A 17,683-nucleotide genomic window follows, 5' to 3' on the forward strand; every position below is an offset into this window, starting at 1 on the left:
CTCCGGCATTCGTGCCGGACACACACCAATGACTTAACCTCAGCGCCTGCCTCTTCCCATACTTCACCTTTTGAACGCAAGCTGGTACGCGCGGTCATTGTGGAAGCCGCGTTAGGCTCAGTCGTATAGCTTTCGTCGTAGAAAGCTCCCGCAGACTACTCATCTATTTGTACTCTATGGAGATCAGGCAGATCAGTACCTCTGACGGCTCTACAGCTTAACCAGCGTATGCCGTACTCTCCACAGCCATCGCCCTAAAATTAATATTCAAAATCCGACCTGCCAGACCTGATGGATCTGATGGATCTGATGGATCTTCAAAGCCAGCATCCATTAGATTATTGACAGGATGATGCCAGCAATGGCAAAAAAGCATCACTACTAACCACTGAATGTCGGCCATCCGATCCCTAAGTGGTACTCCAGTGAGGCGAAAATATGCAAGCGAATGCAATCAAACCAAATTTATACCGTGGACAACCTCTTCCACTTAATGACCTTTCTTCAAGTGCATTTGAAAATTTCACATACCAAGCTTTGTCTCTTCTAGGAACGAAACACGATTTCAAAATGAAGAGCGGCCCACTTCAATCAACTGACCAAGGGTATGATTGCACGGCTGAATCGACCACTGACAAACACATAATTTGCATTCAGTGCAAAAGATACAATGCAGCCCTCAGTCTAAAAACAGTTGCTGAGGAAATTATCAAAGTTGCACTAGACAAAGAATTAAACGGCTCAAATACCAAGCAGCATTATATAATTACTTCTGGAGAAGTCACTGGAAATTTACGGAAAGCTCAACGTCAAGATGGTTTAATTGATCTGAGGAGCGAGTGCAAAAAATTAATAAGCGAGCAGAAACTTCAGTCTAAACTAATCTCAAAGGCCAAAAGCCTAAATCTTGACCCGATTCAGGTCATGATGGATTATCTGAACACATTAGAAAACCTCACCATTTGGTCAGGCACTGATCTCCAGAACGAACTCATCACTATCTGGGGTCAACTATCCGACACTCTAGAGCAAAATTTCTCTATTGAAAAAGTCCTGATAGATCGCCCTACGCCGGACTTTGACCTCAGAGCCTATCTACATAAACTCGCGAATGATGAAGTTAAGCTCACGCCCCTAAACTACTTTTCGACCATACTACCTTCAAACTTAGTTAGTAATAATGTGGTAGATCTAGGTGATAGAGTAATTACGATATACGACCTTCTTGAAATTTTAAAAACTGGAAAGAACGTAGTGCTGTCATCCCAAGGAGGAAGTGGTAAGTCATCTACTTTAGTTATAATCGAACAACAACTTATTCAACCAGCAACAGATATACGATGGCTGCCAGTAAAGCTAAGACTAAGAAGCTATTCTAGAAACACGCTGAACCAGATGATCGAGAATGCTCTTGGTATAAATTATGGATCCTGGAGTAGCCTTCCATTTAAATTTATCTTTCTTCTCGACGGGTTGGACGAGATGCTTGAATACGACACGCAAGCATTGTTCGACGACATAGAAAGGACCATCAATGAATACAGTTACGTAGTAACATTAAGAGATCGCGGGGTAAGTATAGAGACAAACTCCAACTCGATAGATTTCTGTCTAGCCATACAGCCGCTCTCTTATAGGAGCGCATTCAGCATAGCCAGTTCAATATTCCAATCCCCTGAACTCGATCAGTTTTACGAACAATATAGAAACAGACTAAATTCTGTAGATTTCAACTTGTTCTCACTTCCATTTGTACTTTCGAGATCAATAGACTACTACAAAAAAAACAAAATACTCCCAACCAGCACTGAGGAGATTCTCGACGACTGGATCTCCAGCAAGCTGAAAAATGACCAGTCTCGCGTAACAGACACATCTGTCAAGATAAATAAACTTCCCATTCACAAAGTGGTTGAAACCTTGTCAACCGTCCTCTACAAAGCCAACTTTGGTGGCGGAGTATCATCTATTCCTGAGGACAGTTACATAGATTTAATGGTGGCCTGCCACGACGAGGTAATTGCTTCAGACGCTTATCTTGCAAAAGCATTGAGTTTTGATGAGTTCTTAAAATTGATCACTAACTATGAAGTGTTGTATAAGTACGCAGACGGGCACTACTCGACACCACACCTTATTATTTCTGATTACTTAGCCTCCAGAGCATTAGCTAAGAATTGGCGCGAGCACCAGACGTCCGATTATAAAAACTCTCATCATGATATTTGGTTTTTCAGTAGTAACTTCATTGCGGCATCGGATAGACGCGACTATTTAGACACTGTTTTAAGTTTCGATATCTCTTTGTCGGCGAAAGTTGCGCGAAAATTCCAGGGCGATTTCCTCACCTACGCCGAGGAGAAAATTCTTGAGCTTGAAACAAGCGAAAAGGTAATCACCAGAAGCAATGCAATATATGCGCTGGGAATATTAGGCACTGATGGCAGTCTGCGAAGACTCAAATCAAAGTATGGTCTTAAAGACTTTCAGCAATATTATCAACGCAGAAGAGCATTAGCACTAAATGGCGACGAAGAGACACTTATTGATATACTCCGCGATAATGAACCACGCGCTCAAATGCCAGCTAAAATTTCCGGAGGGGAATATGACCTATGGTTTAGATGCCCCCCAACTAAAATAACCAACCTAGCAAGAAATCGAATAACCACCTGGATGTCCGATGGGCAACCCGAATTATGCATGAGCTTACGGACATTGCAACTTTTTGGTGATAGCACTGATCGCGACAACCTTCTACATGTATTAAAAAACACAGGGTATATTAGAGAGTTTTTTGACGCGTCCCGCGCACTGCTGGAAATCGATAGGCGGTTAGCGTGCGAAACTCTGATCGCCTTGAGTAACGAGGATGCTGTAGTCTCATACTGGTCTAAGCAAGTACTCGCAGCAATAGGAATTCGATTTAACATTGATAAAGAATTTGAATATTTCATTCATCTGGGCCTTCAAGGAGATGAGCAGTTAGCTAGCGAGCACACAGCAGAAGTCGCTAGAAAAATTGTAGACCTATTAAAAGATGCCGATCTAGATAGCAACAAGATTGACGCATTAATATCAACGTATACAATCCCAGCGCTGACAAAAGACTACTATTACTACAATCTGATATGGCAACTCGGATTACGTGGAGAGCCGGGCTGTTTAATCCCCCTAGTAAAATTGGCTTACTCAAGAAAATGTTCGCACGAAATAAATAACGCGATATGGTATCTTTCTCAGTCCGTAGGCATAGAGATAGACCCGGAGCTTGAGCGCGAAATTGAAGACTATTTCAATTTAATAGCCGAGCACCACCTAGGAATTTATCATAACTACCTAATGTACTATAAAAAAATCAAAAATAAGGCCTATGTGCTAGATCTGGTGCGTGAAAAAATAGCCGTTTTACTCAGAGGCTTAAGCCCTGATGCCTTAACATCTGACAGCTATACAGCCAATGGAGTTTTCAAATATAACTTAGTGTTTGATTTGATATCGATGTTCTCAGGCGAGACATGCATTAGCACCGAAGACTCATTGAAACTGCTACTCATTAATACCGATTTTTTAGACCAGAAATCTAAACAGGCTAAACTTCAAGTATTGGTTAAGATAGAAAAGTCAAAAATAGCAGATTACCTGAGCGTAATTGAAGATGGTGGTGCCAAATTACGGGTTATAAGCTACATGCTTGAAAACAATCTCGCCCAAGATCCGATAACTCTAGCCGAGAATCATTTCTCTGTATTCTTCTCACATCATGCATTCTACTCCGCCATAGCATCCCTTTGTGCCAAACATTGGAATGACAAATTAGCGAATATATTTCTTAACGAGCTTTGCAGATTCGCTTGGAATCCTTACCAAGTGCAAATGTTTGATCGCTACACAGACTTCTATCTCAAGCTACTTACGAGGGAACAGTTGGAAGATTTTGAGGATTCTCGGACAACTCCTGTAAACGAACACATTGAGCGAACTTACAAAATATTCATTGAGTCTAATAAGTTATCTATGCGATAGCCATATAGGTTTAGGCAGGTTGCAGACATTCAATTCTGCAACCTTTGAAATTTCTACTATATGTATTCAATGCGCACTCGGCGACAATCCTACAAAGCAGCCACATAAAATATTAGAGCGCTTTAAATCATTAAGTCTCATACTTTTACTCATGCCTGGCAGTAATATTCCAATCTTTCAGCAACTCTTCCAGCGCTAGCGATACTCTTGGCTTGTCTTCAGTTTCGACGTCATGGAAACTGACTACGACCGCAAGAATTAACTGTCAAGCATTAATTATCTAGTAGCCTATTTTACCATGGCTGCACGTCTCTTCTCGAGCATCACTAAGTGGCTGCGTTCCCTGAGTAATTCGAAAATGAATGGGAGTAAAAATTACGATTCGATTCCATTGAAGTCTATATCTAGCTGATTTATTTATAGAAACCTTATGAGGTACGGCTAGAAATTCACCCAATTCCAGCCCCGCGAAAACCGTGCCCTCACGTCCTACAACCGTCAGTCTGGCGCCGCACCATATAAGACAAAGCCCTCACAGAAATGTGAGGGCTTTGTTGTTTCTGGAGTGTTCATAGCTGAATCACACCCCGCCCCTCGCTTCAACCAATCTCTACTCCCTTAAAAAACACCACTTCAGCCTCAAAGCTTCATCTTTCAGCCTTTATGCCAAATTATGAACTGCCAATAATTATGACCCAGCCATAAAAACAACAATTTCAGTAGCAACCTTCCCCCCTAATGAGGCCCTGAAAACCATCCCATCAATATTCCTGATTGCTCCCCACGTCCCACCACGCTACCCTCCGTTCCATCGCTGCCAATTCAGCGATCGGGCCTGATAACCCGGCAAGATGCAGGCGCACCAAGCGCCCCCAAAACCCGATTTGCAGGCGTTTTTTTTCGCCCACCATTTCGTGCAATGGCGGCTGTGCGTGGGAGACCTTCGGGTCTGCCGGGTTCCTGTATCTCCGGTTTATCAGCCTGCGCACAGCTGCCACCCAATTCGCCTGATAACGAATGTGGTAGCTCTCACCAGATATGGGAGTTTTACCAATGACCGCTACAAGTCCGTCTGCGTTAACCACCCTCGGCGTCACCCCCTTCTCCTTTCACTCCGACCAACCTCTGTTCCGCGTCAATAGCGGTGTTTCCCTGCATGAAGCCTTGCACCACGTTTCCGACCTGCTCCATGTCGCCAAGCTGCTCGCAGAAGATGCGGCGATGACGCGGGAGACGGACCGTTATGCCTGGGCTTCGCATTACTTGCAGGAGATGAGCAAGGCGGTGATTGATGATGTGGTGAAGGTGTTGGAGTCACCCGGCAATAGCTCGCAGTAGGCCTCACTGAAAAGGCCTGTCCTCGCCATGGTGCAGTTCAACTTGTGGCGAGGTTTGTTATCGCTCCCTATAAAGCGCCATCCGGCCTCCAACAAAAAAGGCACTTGCCGCGAACGCCAAGTGCCTTTTTCACACCACCTGCAACCCAGTCACCGCGCCAACATAAACGTCTCATACTCCAGATCTTCCAGCGCCGACGACAACCGCGCCAGCCCCAGCAGTACACACACCAGCAACGACAACGTAAACCCGTAGCCGAAGAAGCTAGGCCCCAGGTGCATGCTGAGCAGTGTCAGGGCTGCGTTGAGTACGGCAAACAGTACGCACAGTTCCAGCACCACGCGGCGTTTGTCGAGGTAGAAGAACACGTTGAGCAACGCCATGAAGACCACCTGGATGCTCACGCCGATCAAGTCGATGTAGAACAGTGGCAGGTAGTAGCTGGAGATGCCGATCCATTCCAGCAGGCGCGGGGCGAAGAGGAACAGCAGCACCACGGTCAGGCCTTGGACTTTGCAGATTTCCAGCAGGCCCTGGCGGATGGAGAGGGTCATCTCGGTTTTCAGCGAGCCAATGTGCTGCAAGGTCTCGCCATCGCGGATGGCACGGAACAAGCGGTCGTACCACTCGGCAAAGTCGGTCTCGATACGCACCAGGAACACGGCCATGCCGGGGATGATCGCCAAGTAGGCGATGAAGATCGGCATGTCGTACAGGATCGAGGCGCGCAGCGGGCCTATCACCGTGTTGGACGTGCCTGGGTTGAACCAGAACAGGATTTTGTCGACCCAGATGCCAAAGTTGTAGAAGAAGCCGGTCACCAGCAGGCTGACGAACACGTTGCGACGATTGAGAAAATCAAACGCAATCATTTTCTCGGCACGGTACTCGCGCAGGATGTCGTACAGGTACAGGAACAACAGGCTGCCGTGGCCGATCAACAGCGCCAGCAACAGGCCGGGCATTTTCAGGAAGCTCAGCAGGTAAGCGCACGCGACCATCAGCGAGTAACCCACCACCATCACCAGCAGGATGCGGTTGTACTTTTTCATCCCCGAGAGAAAGATGATTACCAGCCACAGGTTGCACAGCACCACGAAGTTCGACAGCACCAGCACGCGGTAGATCAGCGGTTGATCGAACAGGAGCGCCAGCACGATCACCCCCAGCACCCCGGCACCGACCGTCACCATCAACAATATGCCCAGCAGGTTGGGCAGGATCTGATCGTAGTTGCGCTCGAACAACTGGTCGGACACGAAGCGGGTGAAGAACAACTGCAGGCCACCGGTCAGGATCAATGAGCTGGCCATCAGGTACGTCACCGTGACCAGAAACTGCCCCACCAATGCGTTGGGCAACAGCAGGCCCAGGCTGATGATCCCCACCAGCATCACGCTGATGATCGACAGCACCCACGGGCCGGAGCTGATCAGGCCTGCATACACATAGGCGTGCAAGGTGGCGGTGTATGAGTCGCGCGAGAGGATCTTGCGCAGTTCGAAGCCAATACCGGCCATTTAACTGTTCTCCATGGCGGCCTGGTACAGGTCGCGGTAGCGCTGCAGCATCAAGGCTTCGGTGTAGTAACGGTTGACCCGCAGCAAGCCGGCGGCCTGTGCAGCTTTCCAACGCTCGGGGCTGCGCAGCAGTTCGAGGATGGCGGCGGACGTCGCCTGTGGGTCAGCAATTGCCACCACCTTGCCCGCCACGCCGAGGTCGCGGTCTTCGGCGCTGCCACCTTCGATCAGTTCGCGGCATGAGCCGACGTCGCTGCTGACGACCGGCGTACCGGCGGCCCAGGCTTCGAGGATCACCAAGGGTTGTGCTTCGCTGATCGAGGTCAGCACCATCAGGCCAAGCTTGGGCAAGATGTCCTGGATGCGCTGGAAACCCAGGAAGTGCACTTTGCCTTCGAGCCCCAGGCTCGCCATCAGGCTGCGGCATTCGCTCACGTATTCCGGGTCTTCTTCCTCGGGGCCGACAATCCAGCCTTCGGCGTGCGGCATGGCGCTGATCACGCCGCGCATGGCACGCAGGAACGTTTTTACGTCCTTGATCGGCACCACGCGGCCGATCAACCCGACAACGGGCGCAATGCCCGGCTCCCGGGTTTCCATGGCACGGGACCATTGCGACAGGTCGATGCCATTGGCGATCAACGCCGTGCGGCTCGGGTCGGCACCGTCCTTGATCTGACGCTGACGGTTGCCGTCATACAAGGCAATGATCTTGTCGGCGCTGTTGTAGGCCAGTTGGCCGATCCGTTCGAAATAGCGTACCCACAGGGTCCGGATATACCCCGAGCCCCCGTCGAGGCTGCGGTTGAGCGCCTGCCCGGAGGTTTCGGCAATCCAGGTGGCCTGGGCCAGATCGATCTTGCGCTCCTTGGTATAGATACCGTGTTCGCTCAGCAGGTAAGTGCATTTCCAGCGGTGCTTGAGGATGCACCCCAGCAGCCCGGCGTAACCGGTGGAAATCGAGTGCAGCACCCGCGCCGGCGGCATCTTGCGCGAGGCCTCGGCGAGCATCAGCAACGGCGACTGCAACGAACGCAGCGTCCAGAAATAGTTGACGAAAGACGGGTCGGCGCAATGCTGGCGGTAGCCTTCGCTGAGGGTTTCCCAGCTGGCACGGCTGCGCAGCACATCATCCAGGGTCATATGGCCCTCGGCGATGCAGTTGAGCAGGCGCTCGCCCAGTTCCCGCTCGGGCGGGTCCGGGTGGTGCAAAAAGCGATACAGGTCGGCCAGCTGCTGCGGGTTGGCATCGCGTGGCGTGCCACGGATATCGGCGGGGTGCGTCGCGTCTTCGAGGAACACCTCTTCGATGTGCACCACATTCACCGGCACTTCATAACGCCGCGAGGTGTACGCCGAACGCTGACCACCAATGAACATCACCGAAAAAGTCAGCTCCGGCAGGCCGAGGATCATCTGGTGGATCCAGCTCGATACACCGCCGCGCACGTACGGCCAGGTGCCTTCCAGCAGCAGGCAAATGTCGGCCGTCGGGGTGGTTTCCTTATGATTCATTCCAGCTCCTCACCAACTCAGCAAACGGTGGCCGCTGACGGGTTTCTTCCGGCAGGCTGGCGAGCAGCCCGGGGATTTCGTGATAGCGACCCGCTTCAAACGCCAGCTCGGCATGGAAAGGCAGTAACTGAGCCGGCCCCAGACCGTTTCGCTCAGCCTCGTGCAACAGGGTCTCAGCCCGCTCGTTTTCACCGCGCTCCAGGGCAATACGGCCGGCCAGCAGCAACAGCTCGCCGCCCTCACCGGCCGCCAGACCTTGTTCGGCATGTTCGCTGGCCTGGTTCAGCACGTGCTCAAGCACGCTGCCTTGGGCCAGGCCGAGGTAGGCCAATTCCCAATACCAGCGCGCCAGCATGCTGTGCACCGGGCCGGCAGTTCGGGGGCCGACGCCGGCCAACTGTTCCAACGCCATCTGGATGTGCAGGTTGATGTCGCTTTCCTGCTTGTCGAGCATCGAGTACGCCAGCAGACGGACGTCATCACTGGGGTCACCCAAGGCCAGCTTGAGGATGGGCACCGCGTCCTTGCCAGGCATGCGGCGAGTCGCCAGCAAAGCGGCCAGTCGCTGATCGGGATCGGGCGCGTGGCGCAGCACGTCCTGCAAACCACCATCGGCGAAGATCGGCGTGCGTGTCTGGGCCTTTGCACGGAACGGCAGGCCGGGAATGCCGACCGATTGCCACGCTTGCTGGTCGCGTTTACGCGGGAGGTACAGCGCCGGGAAGATCGACGCGACCACGCCCAGGGTGCCGATCACCGGCACAAAGAACGCCAGGCTGAAAATGAACAGTGGGCTCCACGGCAGAGGCGCCCGGTAGCGCGCCGGCAACAGCAACCATACGGCGCCGCACAGCATCAGGCAGGCCAACCCATGGCTGAAGGTGAACACCAGCAGTTGGTGCATCTGCGGCGCGTCGAGCCACAGGCTGGCCCAACTGCCCGCCTCCAGCAGCACGGCGCCGCTAAACAGCCACTTGCTGATCATTCAGGCCACACTCGTTGTAGAGGAAGTTACGCAGCCCGTTGCGATCACAGCCAGGCTCCAGATTGAAAGGCATGACCCGCACACCCAGGCTGTCCAGGTCGGTATCGATACCAAAGTGCTCGTGCAACAACATGCCGATCCGCGCCAGGTAGCCTTCGGTACCTTCCGGGCTGGTCAGCGGCAACAGCACCAGCAGCAGACGATGTTCGCGGTTGTTGCGTACCGCCAGGTGCAAGTCCAGGCCACGTTGGCTGCGCTCCATCAAGCGCGACAGTTCCTCATTGGCGCGCGTCATCTCGAACGCGAACAACCCGGCGGGCAACGTGTGTTGTTCCACATCTACCAGCGACCGCTTGAGCTGCAACGAAAATTGCTGGGCGTGCGCATCGGGCAGGCTCAGCACTTGCGGATCGCGGCGCAACAGGTCGGCAATGTGACCGGCCAGCAGCGACAACAAGCTCAAGGTGCGGTCCTGGAACGCAAAGAACGGCATCTGCCGAACCGCCAGGATCGCCAGCAAGCGGCCTTCGGCATCGATCAACGGGATGCAGGCCTGCAGCGCGGAAAACTGCGCGGCGTTACCGGCGTCGATCAGCTCCTGGCGTACGCTCACCAGTTCGCCGCGCTCCAGGCATAGCCGGATCAAGCCGTCATCGGTTTCCAGCGGCCCCATCACGCCGATCATTGCCAAGGCCTGAGGCAGTAGGTTTTTCTCGCTGTCGTCGACGCGGTACAAACCTGCCACGCGCAATGCACCGTATTGGCCGAGCATCGCCACGATCGGCTCGGCCAGCTCGCTCAATGCGTCGCCTTCGACCGGCATGCCGCGCAGTTTTTCACGCAGGCCCAGCAACGAGCTGCGCAGGCTCTGGTCACTGCCGGCCACGCGTTGCTCCAGCAGGTCATGGGACACCCGCAGGATCTGATGGGCACGGGTGAACTCGTCGAGGCGGTACTGACGGTATTCGTTAGCCATCTGCAGACGCTCCAGGCGGCGCACCCACAGGTCGCGAACCTCGCCTACCAACATCCCGCACACCAGCACACCGACGATGAACGAGGGCTCAAGCTGGGTATAACCTGCATGCCCGGTGTAGCGCAGGGCAAACAGCGCCGCCACCAGCAGCACGGCGCTGAACAGGCCGCGCACAAAACCGTAACGCACACCCAACAGCAGCGGCGCCAGGATTGGCCAGGGGAAACCACCGTGCATTTGCAACGGGTCTTCGGGGGTCAGCCAGAAGCCGAGGCCAATGGCCAAGCCCGTTACCAGGAGTGTTTCCAGCCAAGACACCGGCCCGCTGGCGCGAGGCGCCAGGCTGTAATCCATGTGTGGAGAATTCATTGCGTTCACTCGAATCGAAGGGCGCCAACCAGTTTGTCGATTACCGTCTGAGCATTGCCCGCCAGGCTTTCACGGGACCAACCGGCGCGCGCGCCGCTTTTGCTCCAGAGCACACGACCACTGTTGGCGTCGAGTACGCGCAGGCTGATGCCCACCGCCGGCTCGCCATCCAGGCCGTTCTTGTACTGCCACTCTTCAACGCTGCCGGCGACGACGTAATCGAGCTTCTGCTCACGTGCCCATTCCAGGGCACCGTTCAGGCGCTCGTTGTCGTCCATCAGCGCCTGTTCACCCTGGGTGCTGGTCGGGTAAACACGCGGTTGCAGGCCATGGCTGCTGAGTACGCTGAGCAGGATCTGCTCGCTGCGTTCACCAGCTTGCGGGGTCTGCGAATAGTTGATCATCGGCACGATCCCCCACTGCGCGCTGCGCGGCAGGTTAGGGCTGTTTTCACTGGTGAAGCTGGAGCAGCCGGCGACGAACAGCACTGTCAGGGCCAGGCTCAGGTTACGAATTGCTTGCATAGGTTTTTCTCCCGTAGATTCTGTAATCAGCGCCCGAAACGCACGCCGTAGCTCATGCCCAGCGTGCCGCCGGACTTGCCATCCCCGCCTTGTGGCGCAGATTGGTAGCCGAAGGTGAGGGCCAGTTCGTCGTCACCCAGCACTTCGAAACCAATGCCCGTGTTGACGCCATAGTTGAAGGTTTGGTCGGTCCACTGCCAGCCCGCCGTCATGTCCACCAGCCAGGTGTATTGCGGCTTGCTGCGCACCAGCGCACCGGGGATGCCGCGACGCCAGGACGTGCCGACGTAAAGTTGCCCGTAGCGGCTTTGCAGCAGGTCGCCCGACGGGATGGTCTGCAACTCGATCGGGTCACCCGGCTCAGGCGGCGCGACATCAGGCACTCGTATCGGGCCTTTGAAATCGCTGGAGAGGTAATCCAGGTTGCGATCCTTCACGTTGTTCTTCTGGTAATCCACACCACTGCGCACCGTCCAGTTAGGCCCGGCAAATTCCAGCGTGTGGTTAAGCTCCAGCTTCAGCGCATGACCACTGCCCAACGAGTCGCCGGCACGGGTCGAGAACGAGCGCTGTGCCACTTCCCAGCTCAACTGGTCCCGCGCGGTCAGGCCATGACGGCCGCCGACCCAGGCGCGGTCCTGCTGGCCGAAAGCCCGCATCAGGCCGCTGTCGTCGCTCTTGCGATGCCAGTCCAGCCCGGTCTCGATCTGGTGGCTGTTGCCCAACTGCCACAGGCGCGACAGGCCCAGGCCGTTACGGTCGTCGTCCTTGCGTTGGCTGGTGTCGGCAAACAGCTTCCAGCTGCCGTTTTCTACCGAGCGCACCAAGGTCAGGGCCGCGTTGCTCTCGTCGCCGATGCGCGAAGAGATGACGTCGTCGCCTTTATAGTTGCCGTGTTCCATCTCGACATCGGCGTACCAGTTGTCACCCAGGTTGTGGGCGATTTCCAGGCGCGGCGCGTCAAACGACAAGCCACCGAAATCCTGCTTCTGATACGACAGCAACGCACCTTGCGGGGTGGCTTCGTGGATCTCCACCGCCTGGCGACGCAGTTGCTCGTTCACCGAATCCGGCTGGTCGTCGCCCAGTGCCGACAGGCTGGTTTCCAGTGCCTCGTTGGTACGCCCCAAACGGCTGAGCGCCTGTGCGCGCTGCGCCGGGTTCAGGTCGCTGCTGGCCAACAGGGTTTCGACCTGGGCTTTATTGCGGCTGCGCAAGGCTTCCTGGATTTGCTCGTAACGGTCGACCTTGAGCCCTTGGGTGCGCGCCCAGGCCAGCCAGTCGTCTTTCTGCGCTTGCTGGTTGGTCGCATCCAGGCGGGCCAGCAGGCGTTCGAACCACAGCTGTTTCATCGACGGCGAACCGTCTTTCCACTTCAGCAGTTCTTGCTGGGCCTTCTGCGGCAAGTAGCTGCTCGACATCAAGCGCAGCCAGATCGCATAGCGTTGGGACGACGGTTGCAAGTTGTCGGCCTCGGGGCTGCGCAGCAACTTCAAGCGCAGGCGCTGGGCGGCGTCCTGGTAGCCGGAGGTGTCCAGTGCGTCGGCATACGCAGCCTGCACCAGCCAGTCGTTCGGGCTGAGCTTGAGGTACATGCGATACCAGGCCAACGCCTCGGCATCGCGCCCCAACAGCTGGCTGGCACTGGCGAACGGCAGCCAGAGCAGGCGGTCTGCCCGTGCATAGGCACGCCATTTGGCCAGCAGGGGCTTGAGTTTTGCCGTGTCGGCCTGGTCGACATACAGCCAGGTCAAACGCTCGCGGAACAGGTTGTCATCGGGGTAGCGCGACAAGCCCAGCCGATAGAGGCGCTCGGCCTCGGAGGGATCGCCCTGCTCCACCGCCAAGGCACCGCGTACCGCCAGAACCTGGGCTTGCTCGTAGGCCTGCGGGTATTGCTTGGCGTCTTCCAGCAGGGTAACGACCTGATCCCACTCCTGCAGCTCCTGGGCCAGTTGCAGTGCCTCGACCAACCGTTGCGGATCCTGGGCGCGGTGCCAGCTGTCGACCATCAACTTCAAGGCGCGCTGCGGGTCGCTGGTGCGATACAGGGTGATCAACTGGCTCTCGTCACCGCTGGTCAGCTTGCCGTTGAGGGACAGCAGTTTTTCCAGGGAGACGCGCAAGTCCTCGTCGCGCTCCAGGTCCCAGGCGAGCGCGGCACGGGTGCGCCAATATTCCGGATCATCGATGGATGAGTCGTCCGACTTGACCACTTCCCAGGCCGCCGGCTCATCAAACAACTTCATTTCCGTACTGGCCCAATCGACCCGTTCGGCGGTGGTCAGCTTGTAGCGTTTTGCATAGTCCTTGTAGAGCTTGCCTTTGGCCGCGAACTGCCCGGTGTTTTCCAGGTTCTGCAGCAAGCGAGTCCAGGCCAGGCGATGGGCCGGGTACTTGCGCAGGTAGGTGCGCAGCCATGCCTCGGCTTCGGCCGGTGTGCCACGGGACTCATGACCGTAGATCAACGCATCCAGCTCGATGTCCGTGAGCGCACGCTGCTGCATGATGTCGGCGAGCAACGGGACCGAGCGGGCGAAGTCGAATTGCAGGCTGGCAAGGCGCCAGGCGTGCTCGCGGGTTTTCGGGTCTTCCTTGAGTTTGAGCAAGCGAATCCAGTAATCCAGCGCGGCTTCGTTATCACCGCGCCACTCACCGAGCTTGGCCATTTGCTCCAGCAACTCGGTGTCATCCGGGTAATCGATGACCAACTCCTGACCGGTTTCCCACGCACCCGCCAGATCATTGATGGACAGGCGCACCTGGAATTCCTTGACCAGGATCTTGCGGTTGTCAGGCTCCAGGTCATGCCACTGCTGGAGCACGCGCTGGGCCAGGTCGAACTGCTTGGTTGCAACGGCGATATCCACGCCCTGCTCCAGCCACGCCACGTCGGTCTGCGGGTTGGTCAGCTGGGGCAACTCGTCAGCCAGCACTTGCGCGGCCTGCTCGTCACGACCGGCCGAGAGCAGGCTGTTGAACGCAAGTTGCGCGTACTCCCGCCGTTCGCCCGGCTGCTGGGCGTCACGCTTGAGTTGCAGATAGATGTCTGCCGCGCGCGCAGGCTGCTCACCCGCCAAGTACCACTGCGCGGCTGATTTGAGCGCCTCGGTGCGTTGCGCCGGGTCACGCCCTGCGATCTCTTCGAACACACTGGCGGCAAACGCCGGCGCCTGCAGGGTCAGCGCCAGCTTCGCCAGGCTTTGCAGCTGGGCCACCGGCAGCTTGCGATGATCGAAGCTTTGCAGGCGCTCGACCAACGCGTGCTGCGCAATCAGGTCGTTGCCACTGGCGGCGACCAGCGCGTCCAGTTCCAGGCGATAGTAGGCCTGAATCTCCGGCTGCGGCTTGGGCCAGGCGTCCACGTGTTGGCGCGCTTTGGTGTAGTCACCGAGGCGAATCAGCAAGTCGACCAATTGCAAACGCAGGTGGTCGTCATCCGGGTGCGCCGTCAGCAACAGCTCGGCATAGTTGGCCGACACGGCGTCGGGTTCGCGCCCGTCGGGCTGGAACACTTCTTCACGCTGGAAGGTTGCCCACAGCAGGCCGCCCACGGCGACCGCGACCACCGCCAGTGCCCATGGGTTGAGCAGGCGGCTGCTTTTAGTTGCAGAGGAGTTGACCATTACTCACCTGCTTCATAGGAAGTTGAAAAGTCCAAAGGCCGGCCGAAGCCTTGCCCGCGAATCGTTGCCCATCGACTTCCACGCGGCAGGCGGTTGCCGAGCGCACGGTGAAGGTCAGGTCGAACTGACCGGCGAAGGAAAAGCTCACGCGACGATCGTCCAGGTAACGCCAATCGAGCAACGGCACGTTGGCCTCCTCCAGCGCAGGACGGGGATCTCTGTCCGCACGCAATGCGAGCAACGCCTTGTCGCTGCTCAGGGCCACATAGCGCCCTTGCGGCAAGTCACGTACACCCGCGACACCTTGGGATTTGAGCAAGTCCGGCCAGCCCATTTGTGCATCCAGGCGCACGGTACGCAGCGCGTCCATCCCGCGAATCTGCCAGGCGCCGTCGGCCGTACGGGCCAGGCTCGCCTGGTACAAGCCATGCAGACGGTCGACGTAGTCGCTCATCCACAACGACATCGGCTGTTGCTCGCGCATGTAGCCGTAGATCTCGTGCATGGCCTTGATCGAGGCTTGCTTGGTACTGGAATAGAAGTGGTAGTAGAGGTGCAGCCCGCGCAGGCGGCGTGGGCTGTCGGTGAGCTCGAACGTCTCGATCAACTCACGGAAGCCGTAGTACGGGCCTTTCCACAGGTTGGTGTAGAGGTTTTCGTTGATGATCGGCGCGTAGTACTGCAACCCCCCAGGCGTCGGCCGCAGCAACGGGTTCAGCCCGGTCAGCGACGGGTTGGCCTTGGTCATGATGGTTTCGGCGCCGTTGACGTTTTTCAAGCCCGCGTCATAGGCCAGCTTGATGGTGCTGGCGGATGGCAGCGCATCGCCTGGCCAGAACACCATCTTCACCGGCTTCTGTGGCGTCGTCAGGTTCTGGTTGATGTAATCGCGCGAGCCAAAAATCTCCCGACGAAAATCGATTTTGTCGTAGCCGACGATTTTCATGTTCAAGCCGTATTCCGCGTTGAAATTCTCGCGCTTCTTGGCTTTCTCCGGCTGCATGAAAAACGGGTGGCTGTAGGTGTGCGTGGCCACTTCGACTTTAGGGTTGGCGAAGATCTCACGGGCAATCGGCTCCAGCTCGCGGGCCAGGAACGGGAACGCGCCGCGCGGCGAGATCTCGCCCTCGATGATCGACACCGAGGTCAGGAACGGGTTGGGCTTGATGTAATCGTCCAGCGTATGACGACCCGCATAGGGCGTGCCACGCACTTCGGCGCGGGAGGGAAACCCGTCGCCATCGATGTGCACGGTCGCAATGCGCCGGCCATTCTCGGTGGTGGTGTCCGGCCGAGGTTGCGCCGGTAGACGCAGGCTGGCCTGAAGGAACGCGAACGGATCAAGAATCCAGCGGCTACGCTCGTTGTTGATTTCGAGCAGGTAAGGCGCCAGCGCCAGGCCCCCCCATTTACCGACCACCACCGGGTTGAAAACAGCGCCATTGGCACCGCTCAAGGACAACGCCGGGGTTGGGCCGTTGGGCAATACAGAGACCGCCGCCAGGTCACGGGAGCGCGGCACCACCGGTGCCTCGAATGCGCCCAGCAGGGCCTTGTCCTGGTGGGTGATGGTCAACACTTGAGTGGCGGGCGGCGCATCCCGCTTGAGGCCCAGGCGCTTGAGCAACAACTTGTCTTCAACCGGCAGGCCACTGAAGAACACCACGGGCACCTGTTCGTCGAGACGGGCGTTGATAAAGCGATTGAACGCCGGTGCATCCTGCGGCGGGCCGCTGGTCATCCAGGTGACCACACCCGCGTACAAGCCACTGAAACCGTAGAGCGGCAGGTCACTGTCGGCAGGCAGGTAATCGACTCGGTAACCGAGGTACTCCAGCAATCCGCCCAGGTTGCTATGGCCGGCGGCATCTTCCAGCGCGCCTTCGCGCGGGTCGTAGATCATCGCGATACGGCGCGGCTGCACCTCGATGCTGCTGATGCCCAGGGTGTTGAGGTCCGGGGTACTGATGTAGGGAATGAACCCCTCATCGCGCAGACGCTTGGCGAGCGTGCGCGCCTCCTCACGACGCTCGGGTGGCAAGTAGTCGATGGCCACCAGCGGCACACCCTTGGCGCGCAGCGGTTGCAGGTGGGTTTCGAGCCACTGGCGATCGGACTCGGACACCGGGCGATAGCGTTTGGCGGAAGCATCCCAACCGGCATGGATCGACTCGACCGCCACGGCGGCGGCAACGCCGTCCAGCTCAGGCAACACTTCGAAACCACGGTTGAAGAACAGCTTGAGGTTCGGCTGACGCTTGTGCAGCTCACGCAGCAAGCTGGCCAGGCCGACGCGCTGGCTCTCGCGCGAAGCCTCGGGCATCAGTTGGAAACTGTCGAGGGTGTCCAGGAACAGGCCCGCATAGCCTTGCGCTTCCAGGGCCTTGGCACGTCCGAACAGATACTCGCGCCAGACCGTCGAGGTGAGATCCATCACCTGGCTGTTCCAGGCGTCATTCCGCACAGGGGAAACCGCTTTGCTCAACCCGGCTTTCTCGACCTCGGCCTTATTGCCGTCAAACTCACCGATGGACAGGTAGGCAAACGGCGCGCTGCCCAACGCCCGCAAGGTTTTCACATCGCCAGGGGTCATGTGCCCCGGTTCGACCACGGCCCAGTCGAATTGCGCCAGTTCCGGCAGCGGTGGTTGCTCGGCGTACCAGAAAGCCACGCTGTTCGGTGGGGCCATGGTGGCAGCGTGCACGCTCGGCCCGCCGACAAATAAGGCAAGAGCAGCCAACAGCCGCTCAGCGATCGCGCGGATACGCGTCCTGCGGAAAACGATTTCCATAATTCACTCTTGA

The 17,683-nt window shown here is 56.6% G+C and carries 9 protein-coding genes; 2 read left to right on the plus strand and 7 right to left on the minus strand.

Going from position 1 to position 17,683, the window contains the following annotated elements:
- The first annotated feature begins 438 nt into the window (after positions 1–438).
- Both NL123_RS29235 and NL123_RS29240 read left to right on the plus strand, forming a co-directional pair.
- Entirely contained in the window at positions 439–4,026 is a 3,588-nt protein-coding gene (locus tag NL123_RS29235; RefSeq protein ID WP_494356871.1) for a restriction endonuclease, read from the plus strand.
- A 1,053-nt stretch (positions 4,027–5,079) separates the two neighbouring features.
- Positions 5,080–5,364 carry a DUF3077 domain-containing protein gene (locus NL123_RS29240; RefSeq protein WP_494356872.1) on the plus strand — a complete coding sequence of 95 codons (285 nt, stop codon included), beginning with the start codon at positions 5,080–5,082 and terminating at the stop codon, positions 5,362–5,364.
- Positions 5,365–5,513: 149 nt separating this feature from the next.
- Here the strand turns inward: NL123_RS29240 and pelG are convergent, their stop codons facing one another.
- Genes pelG through NL123_RS29275 form a run of 7 tightly spaced genes read right to left on the minus strand, consistent with a single transcriptional unit; the run spans position 5,514 to position 17,670 of the window.
- Positions 5,514–6,884 carry an exopolysaccharide Pel transporter PelG gene (pelG, locus tag NL123_RS29245; protein ID WP_310863161.1) on the minus strand — a complete coding sequence of 457 codons (1,371 nt, stop codon included), beginning with the start codon at positions 6,882–6,884 and terminating at the stop codon, positions 5,514–5,516.
- On the minus strand, positions 6,885–8,399 hold the full coding sequence (gene pelF, locus NL123_RS29250) for a GT4 family glycosyltransferase PelF (protein ID WP_494356873.1): 1,515 nt from the start codon (positions 8,397–8,399) through the stop codon (positions 6,885–6,887). It lies immediately after the preceding gene.
- Positions 8,389–9,384, minus strand: a complete 996-nt coding sequence (locus NL123_RS29255; RefSeq protein ID WP_494356874.1) for a HEAT repeat domain-containing protein — start codon at positions 9,382–9,384, stop codon at positions 8,389–8,391. The genes pelF and NL123_RS29255 overlap by 11 nt, the downstream gene beginning before the upstream one ends.
- A complete protein-coding gene (locus NL123_RS29260; RefSeq protein WP_071497023.1) occupies positions 9,362–10,729 on the minus strand; it encodes a PelD GGDEF domain-containing protein in 1,368 nt (455 codons plus the stop codon). The genes NL123_RS29255 and NL123_RS29260 overlap by 23 nt, the downstream gene beginning before the upstream one ends.
- Positions 10,730–10,734: 5 nt before the next feature.
- Complete coding sequence (locus NL123_RS29265) at positions 10,735–11,253, minus strand: penicillin-binding protein activator LpoB (RefSeq protein WP_494356875.1); 519 nt, start codon at positions 11,251–11,253, stop codon at positions 10,735–10,737.
- Positions 11,254–11,279: 26 nt separating this feature from the next.
- Positions 11,280–14,879 (minus strand): tetratricopeptide repeat protein, encoded by a 3,600-nt coding sequence (locus NL123_RS29270; protein WP_494356876.1) that lies wholly within the window; start codon positions 14,877–14,879, stop codon positions 11,280–11,282.
- Positions 14,857–17,670 carry a bifunctional glycoside hydrolase/polysaccharide deacetylase family protein gene (locus tag NL123_RS29275; RefSeq protein WP_494356877.1) on the minus strand — a complete coding sequence of 938 codons (2,814 nt, stop codon included), beginning with the start codon at positions 17,668–17,670 and terminating at the stop codon, positions 14,857–14,859. The genes NL123_RS29270 and NL123_RS29275 overlap by 23 nt, the downstream gene beginning before the upstream one ends.
- Positions 17,671–17,683: the final 13 nt, after the last annotated feature.

Source organism: Pseudomonas sp. FBCC-B1565, assembly GCF_059133265.1.